Annotated in this window: 15 protein-coding genes and 1 tRNA gene; 10 read left to right on the top strand and 6 right to left on the bottom strand. The window is 53.9% G+C overall.

The window, feature by feature from the left end; translation table 11 throughout:
- Positions 1 to 33 precede the first annotated feature (33 nt).
- Entirely contained in the window at positions 34 to 444 is a 411-nt protein-coding gene (locus NXT00_RS05745; RefSeq protein WP_259078910.1) for an HIT family protein, read from the top strand.
- On the opposite strand, the gene NXT00_RS05750 is transcribed toward NXT00_RS05745, so the two are convergent.
- Together NXT00_RS05750 and NXT00_RS05755 are read right to left on the bottom strand one after the other, a co-directional pair.
- Positions 441 to 1,880 (bottom strand): cell wall metabolism sensor histidine kinase WalK, encoded by a 1,440-nt coding sequence (locus tag NXT00_RS05750; RefSeq protein ID WP_259078908.1) that lies wholly within the window; start codon positions 1,878 to 1,880, stop codon positions 441 to 443. The genes NXT00_RS05745 and NXT00_RS05750 overlap by 4 nt on opposite strands.
- A gap of 12 nt (positions 1,881 to 1,892) precedes the next feature.
- Entirely contained in the window at positions 1,893 to 2,597 is a 705-nt protein-coding gene (locus NXT00_RS05755; RefSeq protein ID WP_259078907.1) for a response regulator transcription factor, read from the bottom strand.
- A gap of 115 nt (positions 2,598 to 2,712) precedes the next feature.
- Between NXT00_RS05755 and NXT00_RS05760 the strand changes: the two genes are divergently transcribed.
- From NXT00_RS05760 to NXT00_RS05770, 3 genes are all read left to right on the top strand, one after another.
- Positions 2,713 to 4,209 carry an MFS transporter gene (locus NXT00_RS05760; RefSeq protein ID WP_259078906.1) on the top strand — a complete coding sequence of 499 codons (1,497 nt, stop codon included), beginning with the start codon at positions 2,713 to 2,715 and terminating at the stop codon, positions 4,207 to 4,209.
- Positions 4,210 to 4,324: 115 nt separating this feature from the next.
- On the top strand, positions 4,325 to 5,671 hold the full coding sequence (locus NXT00_RS05765) for an MFS transporter (protein WP_259158402.1): 1,347 nt from the start codon (positions 4,325 to 4,327) through the stop codon (positions 5,669 to 5,671).
- Positions 5,671 to 7,104 (top strand): threonine/serine exporter ThrE family protein, encoded by a 1,434-nt coding sequence (locus NXT00_RS05770; protein ID WP_259078903.1) that lies wholly within the window; start codon positions 5,671 to 5,673, stop codon positions 7,102 to 7,104. The genes NXT00_RS05765 and NXT00_RS05770 overlap by 1 nt, the downstream gene beginning before the upstream one ends.
- A 415-nt stretch (positions 7,105 to 7,519) precedes the next feature.
- On the opposite strand, the gene NXT00_RS05775 is transcribed toward NXT00_RS05770, so the two are convergent.
- A tRNA-Thr gene (locus tag NXT00_RS05775) sits at positions 7,520 to 7,592 on the bottom strand.
- A gap of 161 nt (positions 7,593 to 7,753) precedes the next feature.
- Between NXT00_RS05775 and NXT00_RS05780 the strand changes: the two genes are divergently transcribed.
- The 5 genes from NXT00_RS05780 to otsB all read left to right on the top strand — a co-directional run bounded on the left by NXT00_RS05780 (position 7,754) and on the right by otsB (position 12,377).
- Entirely contained in the window at positions 7,754 to 9,178 is a 1,425-nt protein-coding gene (locus NXT00_RS05780) for a threonine/serine exporter ThrE (RefSeq protein ID WP_259158509.1), read from the top strand.
- Between the two features lie 98 nt (positions 9,179 to 9,276).
- A complete protein-coding gene (locus NXT00_RS05785; RefSeq protein ID WP_259078901.1) occupies positions 9,277 to 9,651 on the top strand; it encodes a hypothetical protein in 375 nt (124 codons plus the stop codon).
- An 88-nt stretch (positions 9,652 to 9,739) separates the two neighbouring features.
- Positions 9,740 to 11,170, top strand: a complete 1,431-nt coding sequence (locus NXT00_RS05790) for a trehalose-6-phosphate synthase (RefSeq protein WP_259158403.1) — start codon at positions 9,740 to 9,742, stop codon at positions 11,168 to 11,170.
- Positions 11,167 to 11,631 carry an META domain-containing protein gene (locus NXT00_RS05795; RefSeq protein ID WP_259078895.1) on the top strand — a complete coding sequence of 155 codons (465 nt, stop codon included), beginning with the start codon at positions 11,167 to 11,169 and terminating at the stop codon, positions 11,629 to 11,631. The genes NXT00_RS05790 and NXT00_RS05795 overlap by 4 nt, the downstream gene beginning before the upstream one ends.
- Positions 11,628 to 12,377: a trehalose-phosphatase gene (otsB, locus tag NXT00_RS05800; RefSeq protein WP_259078894.1), complete on the top strand. Its 750-nt coding sequence runs from the start codon at positions 11,628 to 11,630 to the stop codon at positions 12,375 to 12,377. The genes NXT00_RS05795 and otsB overlap by 4 nt, the downstream gene beginning before the upstream one ends.
- Here the strand turns inward: otsB and NXT00_RS05805 are convergent.
- Complete coding sequence (locus NXT00_RS05805) at positions 12,338 to 13,432, bottom strand: substrate-binding domain-containing protein (protein ID WP_259078892.1); 1,095 nt, start codon at positions 13,430 to 13,432, stop codon at positions 12,338 to 12,340. The genes otsB and NXT00_RS05805 overlap by 40 nt on opposite strands.
- A 32-nt stretch (positions 13,433 to 13,464) precedes the next feature.
- Here NXT00_RS05805 and NXT00_RS05810 point away from each other — a divergent pair, with 32 nt between their 5' ends.
- Positions 13,465 to 14,274, top strand: a complete 810-nt coding sequence (locus tag NXT00_RS05810; RefSeq protein WP_259078887.1) for a PHB depolymerase family esterase — start codon at positions 13,465 to 13,467, stop codon at positions 14,272 to 14,274.
- Here the strand turns inward: NXT00_RS05810 and rlmB are convergent.
- Entirely contained in the window at positions 14,271 to 15,209 is a 939-nt protein-coding gene (rlmB, locus tag NXT00_RS05815) for a 23S rRNA (guanosine(2251)-2'-O)-methyltransferase RlmB (RefSeq protein WP_259078886.1), read from the bottom strand. The two genes, NXT00_RS05810 and rlmB, sit on opposite strands and share 4 nt — an antisense overlap.
- A 34-nt stretch (positions 15,210 to 15,243) precedes the next feature.
- A complete protein-coding gene (gene cysS / locus NXT00_RS05820; RefSeq protein WP_259078885.1) occupies positions 15,244 to 16,629 on the bottom strand; it encodes a cysteine--tRNA ligase in 1,386 nt (461 codons plus the stop codon).
- Positions 16,630 to 16,701: the final 72 nt, after the last annotated feature.

The raw sequence follows: 16,701 nt of genomic DNA on the forward strand, positions 1-16,701 counted from the left end.
CCAAAAAATAGCTCATCTACTAGTGTTGATGATATGACGAGCGTATTTAGCAAGATTATTAATGGTGAGTTGCCCGGCCGCTTTGTTTACCGCGATGAGGACGTGGTGGCTTTCCTCACCATCGAGCCTCTCTCTTATGGCCACACCCTGGTGGTTCCGGTCCAAGAAGTAGATAAGTGGACAGATCTTGAGCCTGAGGTGTGGGCCAAATTAACCGCTGTAGCCCAACGGGTGGGTCAGGCTATCGTGAGTACTTTTGATGCTCCACGGGCCGGATTTGTCATCGCTGGCTTCGATGTACCCCATACCCATATTCACGTATTTCCTGCCACGGATATGGGCGATTATGATTTCCGCACTGCCCTGAAGATGAATGAGACAGACCCTAAACTCATGGATGAGGCGGCGCTGAAGATAAGCCTAGCGCTCTCCGCCCAGAACTAGACCTCTTTGAAGGGGTGATATCGGGGCAAAATCACCCTAAATATTGTGCCCTCACCAGGTGCGGTCTTCACAGAGACTGCACCTTTATGTGCCTCTACTATGGACTTCACTATAGCCAGACCGAGACCGGAGCCTCCGGTTGAGCGGGTACGTGAGGTATCTGCACGGTAAAATCGCTCGAAAATATGATCGGCATCTTCCTTTTCGATGCCCACGCCATCATCGGCCACATCGATGAAGAAGGCAGACTCATTCTCTCCAATCACAACGCGCACCGTGGCCTCGTCGCCAGCATGTTTCAACGCATTGACCATAAGGTTCATAATCACTCGGCGTAACCGGGCCTTATCACCTAAGACGACGGGGAGGGTTTGTGCGGAATTTTCCACCTTGATATCGCGCTGCGGATAGGCTCCCCGCAAGGAATCGAGTACCGATAGTGCTATCTCTAAAAGATCCACCGGCTGTTCTTCAAAGTGCTTTTCCTCCGCGCGAGTCAAGCTAAGGAGATCTTCCACCAGCAGCGACATCCGTGAAGATTCCTCCTCGATTTTGTCTAAGACCATACAGGCATCCTGAGTAGCGCCCGAGCGATATAACTCCGCATAACCGCGCACGCTGGTCAACGGAGTGCGTAACTCATGGGAAGCATCGCCGACGAAGCGGCGCATCTGCACTTCCTTGGCCTTTAGTTCCACAATCAGCGTCTGTAGCTGCTCCATCATCACGTTAATGGAACGGCTGAGGGCTCCCACCTCGGTATTCTCTGGTAAGACCGGAGCTCGGCGATCGAGGTCCCCGGTGGTGATTGCCTTGGCCGTATCCTCGACCAAACGCAGCGGTTGCAGGGTGCGTTGAATGATGACGTGTGCGAAGATCCCCACCATGGCCAGCACAATAAACCCAATGGATATTTGCCCTGCGGCGAGTCGGCTGAGAAATTCTTTATCACTACTAATTTCCTTAGCCACGATAACAATGAAGTCCGCGCGCTGAGTGGCAATAACGCGCCATTCCCCCTTATCTTCGCGATTCCACGAACGCACAGTCCGGGGAACTCCGTCGAATCGTATATCGCGGGTATCGGGAATCTCATCCGCCTGCTGGCTCACAAAGGCCAAGGTTCCATCTCGGTAATACCGAGCCACAAAATAATCGGAAGGGAGGGAGAATAAATTGCGCTGTGGGTGGTTATAAAGCGCATCACGCTGAGCCCAGGTCTCTAAACCCTGGCTCAATTCGTTATCCACTCGCGTTAAAGCCTCCGCCTCCATGGATCGCTGGATTGCAATACCCGAAGCCAACAGCCCGAAGCCGGTCATAAAGATAGTGACAAAGACGAGTATAAAACGCAAGGGGATGCCCACCCGTGGATCGCGTGCAGCCCGCGTAATCCGTGAGGTTCGAGAGGATTTTTCCATCACCGCATCATGCACAGCTACACCCCGTTACTGCCGCGGCCGACGCAGAACATATCCGACGCCGCGCACTGTATGAATAAGCGGCACATCGCCGGTATCGACTTTGCGGCGCAAATAGGAGATATAACTCTCCACCACATTGCCGTCGCCGCCAAAATCGTAGTGCCACACATTGTCCAGGATTTTAGCCTTCGACAGCACCACTTCCGCGTTAAGAAGCAGGTACCGGAGAAGATTGAACTCTGTGGGCGAGAGATCAATAACGTTCCCGGCGCGCTTGACCTCGTGTGTGAGATCATTCAGCTCCAGATCAGCGTATTTTAAAACACTGGAACTATCCTCGGCCTCCATGGCGGGCGTCCCGCGCCTTAAGATAACGCGGAGTCTCGTGATCACCTCTTCTAAGCTAAAAGGCTTGGTGACATAGTCGTCGGCGCCGATGGTTAAACCGTGAATACGGTGCTCAACTGCATCCTTAGCCGTGAGAAATAGAACGGGCCCATCAAAACCTTCGTCGCGCAGCCGCGGGAGTAGTTCGAAACCATCCATATGCGGCATCATCACATCTAGTATGAACGCATCGGGGTGGAAATCTCGAGCCACCACGAGGGCCTCCTTGCCGGACTGAGCAGTGGCCACATTAAAACCTTGGAAACGCAAGCTAACACTTAACAGTTCAACGATATTAGGTTCATCATCGACAACGAGAATTCTCGTCTCTTCTTCCTTCATCGTTCCACCCTTTCCTAGCTGCTCCGGTTATCAGGAAAGCCGCCTTCTATCAATATATGTGTCTTCAGCTTAGCGAGCTAGTTGAGCTAGAGGAACGGATGTACAATCAGGAGCCATGCCGCAGTCGATACATTCCGATTCTATTTCTACTACGCCAGCCAAGCGGTGGGGTTTTCTCGCCGTCATTTCTCTCGGGCTTTTTATGGTGGGAGCAGATAATTCAATTCTCTATACTGCGCTTCCCACACTGCGTCACGAATTAGGTCCGAGTGAGGTGCAGGCTTTGTGGATTATCAATGCCTACCCACTGGTGCTCGCGAGCCTTCTGTTGGGTACGGGCACATTGGGAGACAAAATTGGTCACCGCCGAATGTTTGAAATAGGTCTAATCTTTTTCGGACTCTCCTCTCTCGCAGCAGCCTTCGCCCCAACGCCGGCTTATCTTATTGCCGCTCGGGCCTTTCTTGGCGCTGGGGCAGCAACTATGATGCCCGCAACATTGGCTCTACTGCGCTTAACCTTTAGTGATATCAAAGAACGCAATACTGCCATCGGTGTGTGGGGCTCTGTGGCCACCTTGGGGGCTGCGTCGGGGCCGATTATGGGCGGCTTTCTCCTGGAGCACTTTTGGTGGGGCTCAGCCTTCTTAGTCAATATTCCGGTCGTCGTCATTGCCTTCCTCGCTACTTTTGCGCTGGCACCTAAAAATATCGCTGATCCCTCTCGGCACTGGGATGCGCCCTCCTCACTGTGGGCGGGGCTAACCATGGCGAGTGCGGTCGTGATTATTAAGGATCTCGCCCACAACGCCGATCTAACTGTTTTACTCCCCGCATCGATAGTGCTCATTGGCAGCGGCTACCTTTTCCACCAGCGCCAGGGCTCTTTAAGCGAGCCCGTTATTGCCTGGGGCATTTTTGCTAATCCGGTGCTTTCCGCTGGAGTACTGGGAGCTGGCATAGCAATGTTCATCATCTCTGGCACAGAACTCACCACCACGCAGCGCGCACAATTGGTCTTGGGGTTCAGCCCTCTCGAGGCAGGGCTTTTAACGGCAGCCGCGGCGGCCGCGGCCGTCCCCACGTCAGTTATCGGTGGAGCCTTTTTACACCGCATCGGTTTTCGACCTCTCATCGCCGGAGGTTTTGGCGTCATGAGTCTAGGTTTGCTCACGATGGTCTTGAGCCTCACGAAGCTCCTCGGTGATCGCGACTTCGCTATCTTAGTCCTGGGTCTGGTATTCGTTGGATTGGGCGGTGGCTTAGTGATGAGCGTGACGTCCACCGCTATTATTGGTTCAGCGCCCAAACGCCGGTTGGGAATGGCGAGTGCGGTGGAAGAGGTGTCCTATGAATTTGGAACCTTATTAGCGGTTGCCGTACTCGGGTCGCTGTTTCCGCTTTTCTTCTCTCTGGCATTCGGAGAGGGCGGCCGTGAAGCGTATGCCCATATCATCTCCGGCGACACTTCACCCCTAGCTTCCTTAATTGCGCTCGATCAGGCCTATCAAGGTGTCTTGAGTGTAGCTTTGATCGTTGCGATGGGAACGGGAATAATTACTTATATACTATTGCGCGGCAATCCTAAGGAAACCCTCTACGCCCACGAGTAGCAGGCAAAATACCCCCTAGGATTGTCCGGGGCGACCGCCTTGGATAGGGCAGTTATCGATTGCTGAGGGAAAAATCTGCTATCTAAAATGAGGTCGAGGGTTTAAAGTTGTTTCTATGACCCCGACAACGCCGGTCGCTGCCAAACCACTTCAGGCAGCCCCTGATTTTGCCGCCGCGACCCGAACCGATAAGAAAACTATCACCACGTGGGCGCTGTGGGACTTAGGATCCGCAGCCTTTAACGCCGTTCTCATCACCTTCGTATTCTCGGTTTATCTCACCGAGTCCGTGGGCAAAAATATCGACTCCCGCTTTTCCGCCACTTCATGGTTCGGCTGGGCAATCGCTGCCGGAGGCGTCCTCATTGCCTTGATAGCCCCCGTTATAGGCCAGCGTTCCGATGCCCGGGGCACGAGACGCCGCAGCGTCCGCTTCTGGAGCATTATCACTGTAGCTTTGATGTTTTCGCTGTTCTTCATCCGCAATGATGCCCCGATTTATTTCTGGCTAGGTATAGGCATCCTTGCCATCGCCTCGGTCACCTTTGAACTCGGTGAAGTCAGTTATTTCGCCATGTTGAACCAGATCTCCACGCCAGATAATGTCGGACGGGTTTCTGGCTTCGGCTGGGCAGCCGGCTACTTCGGCGGCATTATCCTCCTTGCTAGCTGCTATTTTGGTTTTATTGCCGGCGACGGCGGGCTGCTGGGAATATCCACCGAGGCCGGTTTTAATATCCGACTTGTCGCAGCCCTTTCCGCCCTCTGGTTCCTCATCTTCGCAGTTCCTGTCATGCTGAGAGTCCCCGAGATCCCCCCGAATCCACAAATCGCCACAGGGGGAATCCGCACGAGTTATGCACAACTGTTCAATACTTTAAAAACTTTATGGCGCACTGACCGTTCTGCGGTGTACTTCCTCATTTCCTCTGCCCTTTTCCGTGACGGCGTTGCAGCCGTCTTTACTTTTGGCGCGATCCTCGCTGTGTCCGTGTACGAACTCTCCCCTGGCGATGTCCTCCTCTTCGGCATTGCTGCCAATGTGGTTGCTGGACTCGGCGCCATCGGCTGCGGCTTTCTCGACGATCGCTTTGGACCCAAACCTGTCATTTTAGGATCGCTCTTCCTCATGGTTGCCGATTCCGTCGTCCTGTATTTCGTCTCGGGGCCGAAGAATTTCTGGATCTTTGGGCTCATCCTGTGCCTCTTCGTTGGCCCCATCCAATCATCCTCTCGAACCTTCCTCTCTCGCATGGCTCCTCAAGGTCATGAAGGGGAAATGTTCGGCCTCTACGCCACCACCGGCCGAGCAGTCAGCTGGCTTGCCCCCATGGCATTCTCGGCTGCCGTTGTGCACTTTGGCTCTGATCGCGCCGGAATCTTTGGTATTGGAATTGTGCTGCTCATGGGCGCTTTAGTGCTGCTCTTTGTCAAAGAGCCACGGCAATCTATGCTGGAATAATGGCACTTTTGGCTGCAGTACGCTCACTCTTCCAAACCCCTTACCGGGTAGCAACTATCGACGTTGCCAGAGCGACCCCACTGGCGCCGCTGGCACCTGTTGATTTTAGCGACCAAGTGCAGGTCAGCGCGGTACTCGATGTAGCCGCGCGCATTGGTGATATTCTCATTGCGGCCGGGACTACGCATACCGACGCCACCTATCAAGTCAAGGCTATCCTAGAGACCTTCGGATTATGGGACGCCCACGTTGATTTTACCAATAGTCGCATTCGTATCTTCGCCCGTATAAGCGGCGACTATAACGAACCCATCAATATCATTCGCGTCATCAGCAGCCCTCCCAATGATTACCACCGTCTTCGGCGGGTCGATGCCCTCATTCGAGATATCCACGCTCGCCGAGTCGATGTGGACACTGCCGATCGAATCTTGACCGAGATTATAACTGCTCCACCCACGGTAGGTATTTGGGGCATCATGGCCTCGTGGGCTGTTCTCGGCGGGGCTGTAACCGTGCTCATTGGCGGCGATATTTGGGTAGCTTTAACGTCTATGATTGCGGCCTTTGCGGTGGTGTGGGTGGCCACTGAGTTATCAAAGAAGGGAATGCCGCTTTTTCTTTTCAATGCCATTGGTGGCTTGATTGTGTCTATACTGGCGGCCCTGGCCTACCACGCAGGTGCTGAGCTGGGATTGATATTGCGCCCATCTATGGTGATTGCTACCGGAATTATTGCCTTGGCTGCTGGTCTCACCCTCTTTCAGGCCATTCAAAATGGTATATCCAACTCCCCAGTCACTGGAAGTGCTCGATTTTTTGACACAATGATCGCCACCGGCGGCATCGTGGCAGGCGTAGCGATGGGTATTGCACTGTCCAATTACCTCGGTATTCCCTTGCCACCCATGCAAACCCAACCAAATCCCAATTTTGCCTCGATGACCTTGAGGATTGTAGCGGGCGCTTTTGCCGCGGCGGGATTCGCACGTGGCTGTTTCGCAGATTGGTCCTCGGTTTGGGTGGCCAGCATCGTTAGTCTTTTTTCCACCAGTATCTTTTATCTCACCGTGATGCCCTTAGGTTTAGGCGGTATTACGAGCTCGGCTATAGCTGCAACTTTTATTGGGCTCATTGGCGGTTTATTAGCGCGCGGCTACGGGGTCCCACCACTGATCGTCTCGGCCTCAGCCGCGACCCCTCTGCTACCTGGTTTGGCAATTTATCGGGGTCTGTATGCCTTGACCCACGAGCAAATTCTCACCGGTTTTTCTAATCTCACGATCGCTCTTGCTATTGCTGCAGCTCTAAGCGCAGGGGTTTACTTAGGTGAATGGATAGCCAGGCGCATCAAGCGCCCTCGAGGTTTGCGTCGCTATATGCGCTTTAAGCGCATGCGGGCACGCGAAACATCGTATTTCACCGAAGATTAAACCAGCATTTATACCCCCTCAGTTCCCCCACTCTTCGAGCACCGCTTAGCGCCAGGGACAGAGCGAAATCTGTTGTCCCTCTACTTTTTATTGCCCTGAGAAAGGGGCGCGTACAGCGCCACTTAAAAGCACGCTCGTGAAGGCTATTAGGTGTGCTGTCAGAAAAATTAGTGGGCGGGGAGGTATATAAATCCCAAGGAAAGGCCGGCTCGTCACCTCCGAAGGACTTCGCTCCGCACGTGTCCGCTCAGCCCCCATGCCTTAACTTTCAGTACTTTAGTTCTGGCCTTTTAAGCCTACGCCTCACGTGTAAAACTCCAGCTCCACCACTTAAAGCGAACCTCCTGGGATGCTACCTGTCCGCGAAAATTAACGGTAAAGGCCCCATCCGCAATCACGGGTGGGGCCTTAAGTGAGCTGGAGACGAGACTTGAACTCGCAACCACCGGTTTACAAGACCGGTGCGCTACCAATTGCGCCACTCCAGCACTGCTGTGAAATACTACCTAATCTTCCCCAAGAATTTCAATGCGCGGGTTTACCGATACCGTTGCAGCGGGCTATCTTGGGGTAGAACTGATGTACTGTACTCAACGAATTCTAAGGCTCAAGTGTGTTTAATCCACTCGTGTGGTTGAAAACTGTCGCAATGCAAGGCGGCAGATATTCCACGATCGATACCGCGAAGGCAGCGCCGCCGCCTTCGCCGCTCGCCCCTATTGATCTCACCAACCCCGTAGAGGTGGCCGGGGTCATGGATCTGGCAGCGCGCATCGGTGATATTTTTCTCTCTGCGGGGACATCGAATCGCGATACCGTCGCCTATATTCAAGCAGTGACCACCTCCTACGGGCTGCACTACACCCACGTAGACATCACTCTTAATACGATCACTATCTTCTCCACTATTGGGGTAGAGAAAAAGGTGCCACTGAGTGTTTTCAGAGTGGTCAGCCGCATGAATGTAGATTTCTCGAAACTCAGCGAGATCGACCGCCTCATCCGATCGATCCGCGGTGGCGCTACTCCGCCACAGGTTGCCGAGAAGATCCTCAACGAACTTTTTCAGACTCCCTCGCGGCGCACCTTCCGGCGTAGCCTCTTAGGGTGGGGTGGCATGGGAGCGGCCGTTGCAGTAGGCGCAGGGGGTGGATTCGCGGCAGCAGTGATCAGTTTTATTATCGCCGTGCTCATTCAATGGAGCTCCGCTGTGCTGGCCCGGCATAATCTGCCTACCTTTTTCCAGATGCTACTCGGGGGGTTCATCACCACCGTTCCAGCTGCCTTGACCTATCAAATCACCTTAAATAACGCCTCGCCGATCTTTCCTTCGCATATTATCGCAGCGGGCATTGTGGTGATGCTCGCCTCGCTCTCACTCGTGCAATCCATGCAAGACGGAATGATGGGGGCTCCTGTGACCGCGAGTGCCCGTTTCTTTGAAACGATGCTCTCTACCGGTGCCATCGTGGCAGGCGTGGGTGCCGGACTCCAGGTGAGTGAATTTTTAGGGATTACTCTCCCTCCGCTGGAAAATCTGAGCCTCTTAAGTTTTACTTCAGCCACGGTCAAGCTGCTGGCCGGAGGGTTTGCTGCCTTCTCGTTCGCGGTTGCATGCCGAGCGGAGTTCTCGAGTACTGTGGCGGCGGCTTTTAACTCTATGCTTGGGCTTTTTGTTTATTATTTCCTGGTTCTACCCTTTGGCCTCAGCGAGATTATCGGAGCTGCCATCGCTGCCTCTGTTATTGGTTTGGCTGGAGGTTTAATTGCCAGGCGTTTTCTCATCCCCCCGCTCATTACCGCGGTCTCGGGTATCACTCCGTTACTTCCTGGCCTGGCTATTTATCGGGGAATGTACGCAGCCTTGAATGAACAGGTACTGCTGAGTTTCACCAATATTTCCGTAGCTCTCTCGGTAGCGGCAGCACTTGCCAGTGGCGTTGTATTTGGTGAATGGATGGCACGAAGGATACGCCGGAAACCACGATTGAATTTCTACGGATCTTTCAAAACCTATGGTAAGCCGGTGGCACGCAGTAAAAAACCGCCGCTAAAAAATATAGACAAGAAGTGACCGTGTCACCCTTGACGCTTTCACAAGCTTAAAAGCTCTGCTAGAATGTGTCTTTTGCATGATTGTGAACAAAATATATTCTCACAAAGGAGAAGGCTTTGCCACCGAAGGTCACTGATACCAGAACCCCTGCGGAGTCCCTGCACGCGGTGGAAGCGGAAACTGCAGCAGCTGCTCGGAAAGTAGTGGCTTCTTATGCTCACGATTTCTTCGACGGCGTCACCTTAATGTGCATGCTGGGGATCGAAACTGAGGGCCTCAACTACCAAAAGGTTGCCGCCGACCACGAGGCAGCTCTCGCCCCGAAGAAGGTTACTAAGAAGGCTAAAGCAACTAAGAAGGCCTCAAAAAAGACCACCACTAAGAAGACAACGAAGAAAACCACCGCTAAAAAGACAGCGGCTAAAAAAACCACTGCTAAAAAGGCAACAAAGAAAGCGACGAAGAAGACTACCAAGGCTACTCAGGCCTAAGGCCCGCACGAAGGTATCGCGGTAGCATTATTACACCACCTTCTCCTCCAAACTTTTTGGGGGAGATTTTTTAAGAGGACTAAGATGCATGAATTCCCCTCACGCGCCCACAGGCACCCATGATTTCGTGGTGGTGGCTAACCGACTACCGGTAGATTTGACTATTGATAACCTTGGGGCCTCCACGTGGAGCCCGAGCCCAGGTGGACTGGTTAGTGCCTTGTCCCCCATCTTAAGCAAACACTCCGGGTGTTGGGTGGGATGGCCCGGAGCCATCGCAGAAAAACTAGAACCCTTTCATACCGATAACGGCATTCTCCTCCATCCTGTGGAGTTGACTCGCGTCGATTACGAGAATTTCTATGAGGGCTTTTCTAATGCCACGCTATGGCCGCTGTACCACGACCTTATTGTAAGCCCAGAATATCGCTACGATTGGTGGCAGTCGTATCACGCGGTGAATGTGAAATTTGCCGAAGAGGCTGCCAGTGTTGCAGCCCCCGGGGCTACGGTATGGGTCCAAGATTATCAGCTCCAGCTCGTACCTGGCCTCTTGCGGGAGCTGCGCCCTGATCTGACTATTGGGCTGTTTTTACATATTCCGTTCCCAGCCCCGGATCTTTTTCGCCAGCTGCCGTGGCGCACCGATATCCTGGCGGGCATGTTGGGCGCTGACCTCATCGGTTTCCACCTGATATCCAATGCCCAAAATTTCCTCGATATTGTCGATCGCTACCATCCAGAGCGAGTCAGTGGATCCGTAAAGGTCCGCCAGCCAAACGCTACAATTCACACCGATGATGATCGCGTAGTTAAAGTGGCCGCCTTTCCAATCTCTATTGATCCTGAGCCCTTTGTATCAGCCCACGTAGACAGAACTCGTGTACGTAGGGAGATGGGTAATCCCGAGACACTCATTTTGGGAGTTGACCGCCTAGACTATACGAAGGGGATTTTGCAGCGACTGGAGGCCTTGGAAAGTTTACTCGAGGAGGGGTTGATTGATCACCGCACCAGCTTTGTTCAGATCGCCACTCCTTCCAGAGAGCGCATCGACCACTATCAGGCCACGCGCAGCAAAGTTGAAGAGGCCGTTGGTCGCATCAATGGGCGCTTTGGGGCGCTAGGTAAGCCTGTGGTGAGCTACCATCATGCATCGCTGTCGAAGGAGCGTCTGATCGAGCTCTATAGCGCCGCCGATATTATGCTGGTCACCCCATTCAAGGACGGCATGAATTTGGTGGCTAAAGAGTATGTTGCTTGCCACGGAGACGGGTCTGGGGCGTTGGTGCTCAGCGAATTTGCGGGCGCAGCCACCGAGCTCGTCGACGCATATTTGTGCAATCCCTTCGATAGTGAATCTATTAAGGCTGAGATTCATAATGCGATGATGGCACTAGCAACGCAACCGGAAATCCCCCAGAAACGGATGCTCACCATGTACCAGCAGGTTATAACGCATGATGTTGATCTGTGGGCTCGCTCCTATCTCGACGCTTTGAAGGAATCTTCCCGATGAAACAACGTCTCTTACTCGTGGGTATTCTTGCGCTATCCGCGTGCGCACCCACCCCCACCCTAGTAGGCACCACATGGCAAGTCACCGATGTGTTTAGTAGCGCAGATCTGCCCTCGACCCTTCCAGATGATAATGCAACGAAGGTGACTATCAGTTTTGGTAATTCCACCATTGTGGGCTTCAGCGGATGTTCGCAGTTTACAGCAACAGCTAACTATAAAAAGGATTCCGCTCCGGCGCTCATCGATGAGGCTACAACTGTGAGCTTCTCGGACTTTTCCATCTCCCCCCCAGATGAGCTCGTATGCACAGCTAAGACACGCTATATCCACGATGCACTACAGGATATTCTCACGACGGGCCCGCTCGAGATTACCCGCCCGCAGCCCGATAGCATGGTGCTGCGTGAACCGCTGACAGCATCGGTGGAACCGAGAGCTATTGGATTGGCACTCCCATGATCGCCGAAGCCCCTTCCCTTCTGGTCATCTCTGATTTCGACGGAACTTTGGCAGAATTCTCTCCTGACCCCACCCATGTTCCCGTGAACCAGCGCGCCATGGCAGCCTTGAAGAATTTAAGTGTTCTGCGTGATACCACGGTTGCCATTCTCTCCGGGCGCGATCGCCGCGGCCTGGCGAGCGTATCTGGGCTAGATCCACGCGGTGATATCATTCTGGCCGGCTCCCATGGGGCCGAGTCCGAGCTCCTCGCCACCACGATGAGCCCCGAACGAGCCACGGCACTCGATAAGGTCACGGAGCGATTTGAAGAACTTATTGCAGATCTACCTGGCGCCTTTGTTGAATACAAGCCCTTTCATCGCGTTCTCCACCTCATGGCCGCCGATCAGCACAAGTCTGCCGATATTGCGGCCTTAGCCCAAGCCGTCGATATTCCAGGGGTTACTATTGCGCCTGGCAAAAATATAGTCGAAGCTGGGGTCTTAGATATCAACAAAGGTTCATGGATCCGCATAGCCACCTCGGTGTACCAACCCGATGCTGTCATTTTCTTAGGCGATGATACGACCGACGAAGATGGCTTTGACGTCTTGCGCCCGTGCGATCTATCAGTCAAGGTAGGTGAAGGATTCACCCACGCCAGGAAACGCGTGGCCGATTGTGCAGCAGTAGCAGACCTCCTCGAGGACCTATACCTCCAGCGTCAGGAGTTTTTATCCTCATCTGGGGAAGCGACTGTTTGACCAGGATTATATCCCACCTCAAGAAGAGTTCGCTGACTGATCTCTTTTCCCTGCAGTTGCTGAAAAAGAATGCGCCCAGCCCACTCCCCCTTGAGCTTATTGGGTTGGATGACGGTGCTGAGATCCTTTATCAGTGCTGTGCTCGTGCCGTCAAAACCGGTCAGAGAGAGCTGTGCTGGAATGGACATACCGTGATCTCGGGCGTAGGCCATTACTCCCAAAGCCATAGTGTCAGTGGTGCATAAAATGGCGGTCAGATGGGGATGGCTTCCTAGCAACTCAGCAGCTGCCTGGTAGTTATTCTCCATATCGTTGAGATGGCGCTCGATGATGGGCACGTGCTGCGGATCAATTCCGGCTGCCGCGAAGACCTCAAGGGCACCGAGCACGCGATCACGTTGCACATGATGCTTGGCCTGGCGGAGCCGATCGGGAAGAACTGGCCCATTATTTGGCTGTGGTGAAAGGCGGATACACAATATTCCGATTGATCGGTGGCCAGCATGGATAAGCGCCTGGGCTGCGGGAGCAATAGCTTTTTTATCGTCTATTCCCACAAAGGGAAAGCGCAGATCACCCTTGGGTTGATCGCAGATGACCCCAGGTAATCCGCGGCGCTCCACAGCGCGAAGAAAGGGTTCATCCGCTGCCACCGAGTAGATGACAAAACCATCGACCACAGCCTGGTTGAGTAAATCCACGGAATCATTCTCTGCGTGGGGACCTACAGGTATGAGAGTTAAGGAGGTTTGGCTTCCCGTCGAAGCAGTGGCCATACCCGCGAGGAAATCAACCGAAGCCATATCCTCAAATGCGTAGGTCATATGCTCGGTGAGTAGCACCCCCACGCTCCCAACCTCTTTGGTGCGCAATCCGCGTGCCATGGGGTCCGGGCCTGGGTAGCCGCGCTTGGCTGCGGTGGCTAGGATTTTCCTCCGCAATTGTGGGGATAACTCTTCGGGGCGGTTATAGGCATTGGAGACTGTGGTGCGCGAGACTCCAAGTTCGGCTGCAAGGGAGGCGAGGGAACTTCTGCGGACACGCTTTTTCTCCATACTCTTTAGGCTACTGCCTAAAATAGGACAGTATGAGTATAGAGCGGGCCGTATTTCACACCTCAACCGGCCAAGAGCGCCAGTACCTTTTCAACCCAGCGGCGCAACCTAGTGGAGATATCTTCATCTTTCTTCACGGATCCACGCAATCAGCGCAGGTAATCCGCCACTTCAGTGGCAACCAGTGGGACCGGCTCAACGATTACGGCCTCCACGTTATTTACCCCGAGGGAATCGGACGGCACTGGAATGACGGAAGAAAATACTTCGCTGAGCGCACCCGACTCCTCGAAACTGACGATGCTGCCTTTATCAACGAACTAGCCCGATCCATAGCCCCCAACGGGCGAGTATTCTGCGGCGGATTTTCCAATGGCGGCCATATGGTCTTTCGGTTGCTCCACGAATACCCAGGGCTAATATCTGGCGCTCTCATAATCGGTGCCACGCAACCGGTGGCGGAAGAATTCTTGTGTAGCGCACACGGCTATATCCCTACGCCGACACTTTTGATGCACGGCACCGATGATCCCATCATTCCCTTCGCTGGTGGCGATATTCAGTTGGTATCCCGCAATAATCGCGGGCGCGTCCTGGGCTTAGAGGACACCGCCCACTATTATGCAGTCTTGAATCGAGAAAACCGCCTAGCCACACGGGTGACGGGCTTAAGCGGCTATCAGTATCTCGATTATGGCAGTGTAGTGGCCTATATTCTCGAGGGCGTCGGCCACCATATTCCTACGGCACAACCAGTTGAATCAACGGTGCTAGGCCCTGGAACTGATCGCTTTGAGGCCGTTGACGCAGCGATAGATTTCTTCGGTTTTCAGCGCGCTTAACGACGACGCTGACGAGCGAATTCGCTGAGTACGACACCTGCGGCCACGGAGGCATTGAGGCTTTCTACCCAGCTGGCCATGGGAATACTCATCAGTTCATCACAGTTTTCCCGCACGAGGCGCGAAATCCCTTTTCCTTCGGACCCCACCACGATGACCACATTATCGGTGCCATCATAGTTATCTAGCGTGGCATTGCCGCCGGTATCGAGCCCGACCACTTGGTAGCCACTACGTTGGAATTCTTTAATCGTACGGGTGATATTCGTGGCTTTAGCAACGGGCATTCTCGCAGCGGTACCGGCGGAGGTACGCCAAGCCACTGCGGTCACGGACGCGGACCGGCGCTCAGGGATGACCACTCCGTGGCCTCCAAAGGCTGCAACGGATCGGATCACCGCACCCAAGTTACGCGGATCGGTGATATTGTCGAGCACCACAATCATGCCTTTTTCCCCAGATTCGCGCACCTTAGTGATGAGATCGTTCACGTCAGCGTATTTATATGGGGGGATTTCTAAACCGATGCCTTGATGCATCCCATTCCCGGTCATCCGGTCCAACTCGTGGCGAGCCACTTCAATCAGCGGAATCGAACGCGCGTGGGCTATCTGGACCGCCTCACTGAGACGGTTATCATTCCGCGTCCCTTCACTGATATACAAGGCCGTGGCTGGTACCCGTGCGTGTAGGCATTCAACCACAGGATTGCGTCCTACGACGAGTTCATGCTGATCATCTTTTTGGTGCCGGCCACTATTGCGACGCTCGCGCTCTAGTTTGCGCTTATGGGCCTGATGGTAGACCCGGTCTTCGGCCTTAGGGGTAGGACCTTTTCCGGCTAAGCCACGGCGTCTGACTCCGCCCGATCCTTTTTGAGCGCCCTTCTTATTTGTTTTCCGCAAACCGGGACGATTAGGTTGATTACCTGCCATTATTTTGGTCCTTTTGTGTAGTTAAAAAGCGCGCTTAGAGCGACCACTCGGGTCCGTCGGGTGTATCAGTGACGGTGATACCCGCTTGGGCGAGGCGGTCGCGGACTTCGTCGGCAAGCGCAAAATTCTTATCCTGCCGCGCCTGAGTGCGGCGCTGCAATTCGGCCTCGATGAGAACCTCGAGAGCATGGTGGGCGGCAGCAGAGTGCTGGTTTTCGCCACGCCACTGCTCACTGAGTGGATCGATGCCCAATACGGAGGTCATAGCGCGAACGGTGGCGGCGATTGCGCGTGCGCGTTCGGGGTTTTTCTCTGCCAGCGCCTTATTGCCAGCCCGGACCTGGTTGTGAATATCGGCAAGTGCACGCGGAACCGCGAGATCCTCATTCATAGCGGCTTCAAATTCTTCGGTCCACTCTCCAATCTCCACATCGGGGAAGCGGTGGATGAATGTCTCGATTCGTCGGTAGCCGCTGGCCGCCTCGACAAGTGCCGCTTCTGAGTATTCCAATACGGAGCGGTAGTGTGCGGATCCTAAATAGTAGCGCAGTTCCACGGGTCGCACTGTGCTGAGGATCTCAGGAACGCTCAGGATATTGCCTAGGGATTTACTCATTTTCTCGCCCGCTAAGGTCACCCAATGATTATGCATCCAATACTGGGCAAAGCCATCGCCTGCGGCGTGAGATTGAGCAATCTCATTCTCGTGGTGCGGGAATTGTAAATCGAGGCCACCTGCGTGGATATCAAATTTTTCTCCGAGATACCAGGTGGCCATCGCGGAGCACTCTAGGTGCCACCCGGGACGCCCGTCGCCCCACGGGGTCGGCCAGCTCGGCTCACCAGGTTTGCTCGCTTTCCACAGAGCGAAGTCGAGTGGCGATTTCTTGCCTGGATGCTCGGATTCGCACATGTCCATATCTGCTACTTTATTGCCAGATAGGGAACCATAATCCGAGCCTGCGGCGCTAACCCATGCAGTGACATCGAAATAGACCGAACCTGCGACCGCATAAGCAAAGCCGCGGTCGATCAGGCGCTGCATATAATCAATCATCTGGGTGATATGTCCGGTTGCGCGCGGCTCTACAGATGGAGGAAGCACACCCAGTTGCTGGTACGCGGAGGTGAATTCGCGCTCGTAGGTGCTCACCCATTCCCACCACGGCCGATTATTCTCTGCCGCTTTGGTGAGAATTTTATCGTCGATATCAGTGACGTTGCGTACAAAAGCTACATCGAGCCCTTGGGCTATGAGCCAGCGGCGCAGAATATCGAAGGCAACCCCAGAGCGCACGTGGCCGATATGGGGTTGGCTTTGGGGAGTGGCACCACACAGGTAGATCGTGGCGTGCCCTGGTTGAAGGGGCTCGAAGTCTCTTAACGTTCGGGTACCTGTGTCAAAGATGCGTAAATTCACACCATCAGTCTAGATTATCCACCCCATAACCGCATGTATCAGATCGTTCGATAAAAATTCCCCTAGCGCTTA

Origin of the sequence: Corynebacterium sp. ES2715-CONJ3, assembly GCF_024814365.1 — a bacterium.
Lineage (GTDB): Bacteria > Actinomycetota > Actinomycetes > Mycobacteriales > Mycobacteriaceae > Corynebacterium.

What these genes read in the sequence shown, in the direction of transcription:
- NXT00_RS05745 (WP_259078910.1), top strand. Translation starts at nt 34, where the DNA reads ATGACGAGCGTATTTAGCAAGATTATTAATGGTGAGTTGCCCGGCCGC.
- NXT00_RS05755 (WP_259078907.1), bottom strand. Translation starts at nt 2,597, where the DNA reads ATGAAGGAAGAAGAGACGAGAATTCTCGTTGTCGATGATGAACCTAAT.
- NXT00_RS05760 (WP_259078906.1), top strand. Translation starts at nt 2,713, where the DNA reads ATGCCGCAGTCGATACATTCCGATTCTATTTCTACTACGCCAGCCAAG.
- NXT00_RS05765 (WP_259158402.1), top strand. Translation starts at nt 4,325, where the DNA reads ATGACCCCGACAACGCCGGTCGCTGCCAAACCACTTCAGGCAGCCCCT.
- NXT00_RS05770 (WP_259078903.1), top strand. Translation starts at nt 5,671, where the DNA reads ATGGCACTTTTGGCTGCAGTACGCTCACTCTTCCAAACCCCTTACCGG.
- NXT00_RS05780 (WP_259158509.1), top strand. Translation starts at nt 7,754, where the DNA reads ATGCAAGGCGGCAGATATTCCACGATCGATACCGCGAAGGCAGCGCCG.
- NXT00_RS05790 (WP_259158403.1), top strand. Translation starts at nt 9,740, where the DNA reads ATGAATTCCCCTCACGCGCCCACAGGCACCCATGATTTCGTGGTGGTG.
- NXT00_RS05795 (WP_259078895.1), top strand. Translation starts at nt 11,167, where the DNA reads ATGAAACAACGTCTCTTACTCGTGGGTATTCTTGCGCTATCCGCGTGC.
- otsB (WP_259078894.1), top strand. Translation starts at nt 11,628, where the DNA reads ATGATCGCCGAAGCCCCTTCCCTTCTGGTCATCTCTGATTTCGACGGA.
- NXT00_RS05805 (WP_259078892.1), bottom strand. Translation starts at nt 13,432, where the DNA reads ATGGAGAAAAAGCGTGTCCGCAGAAGTTCCCTCGCCTCCCTTGCAGCC.
- NXT00_RS05810 (WP_259078887.1), top strand. Translation starts at nt 13,465, where the DNA reads ATGAGTATAGAGCGGGCCGTATTTCACACCTCAACCGGCCAAGAGCGC.
- rlmB (WP_259078886.1), bottom strand. Translation starts at nt 15,209, where the DNA reads ATGGCAGGTAATCAACCTAATCGTCCCGGTTTGCGGAAAACAAATAAG.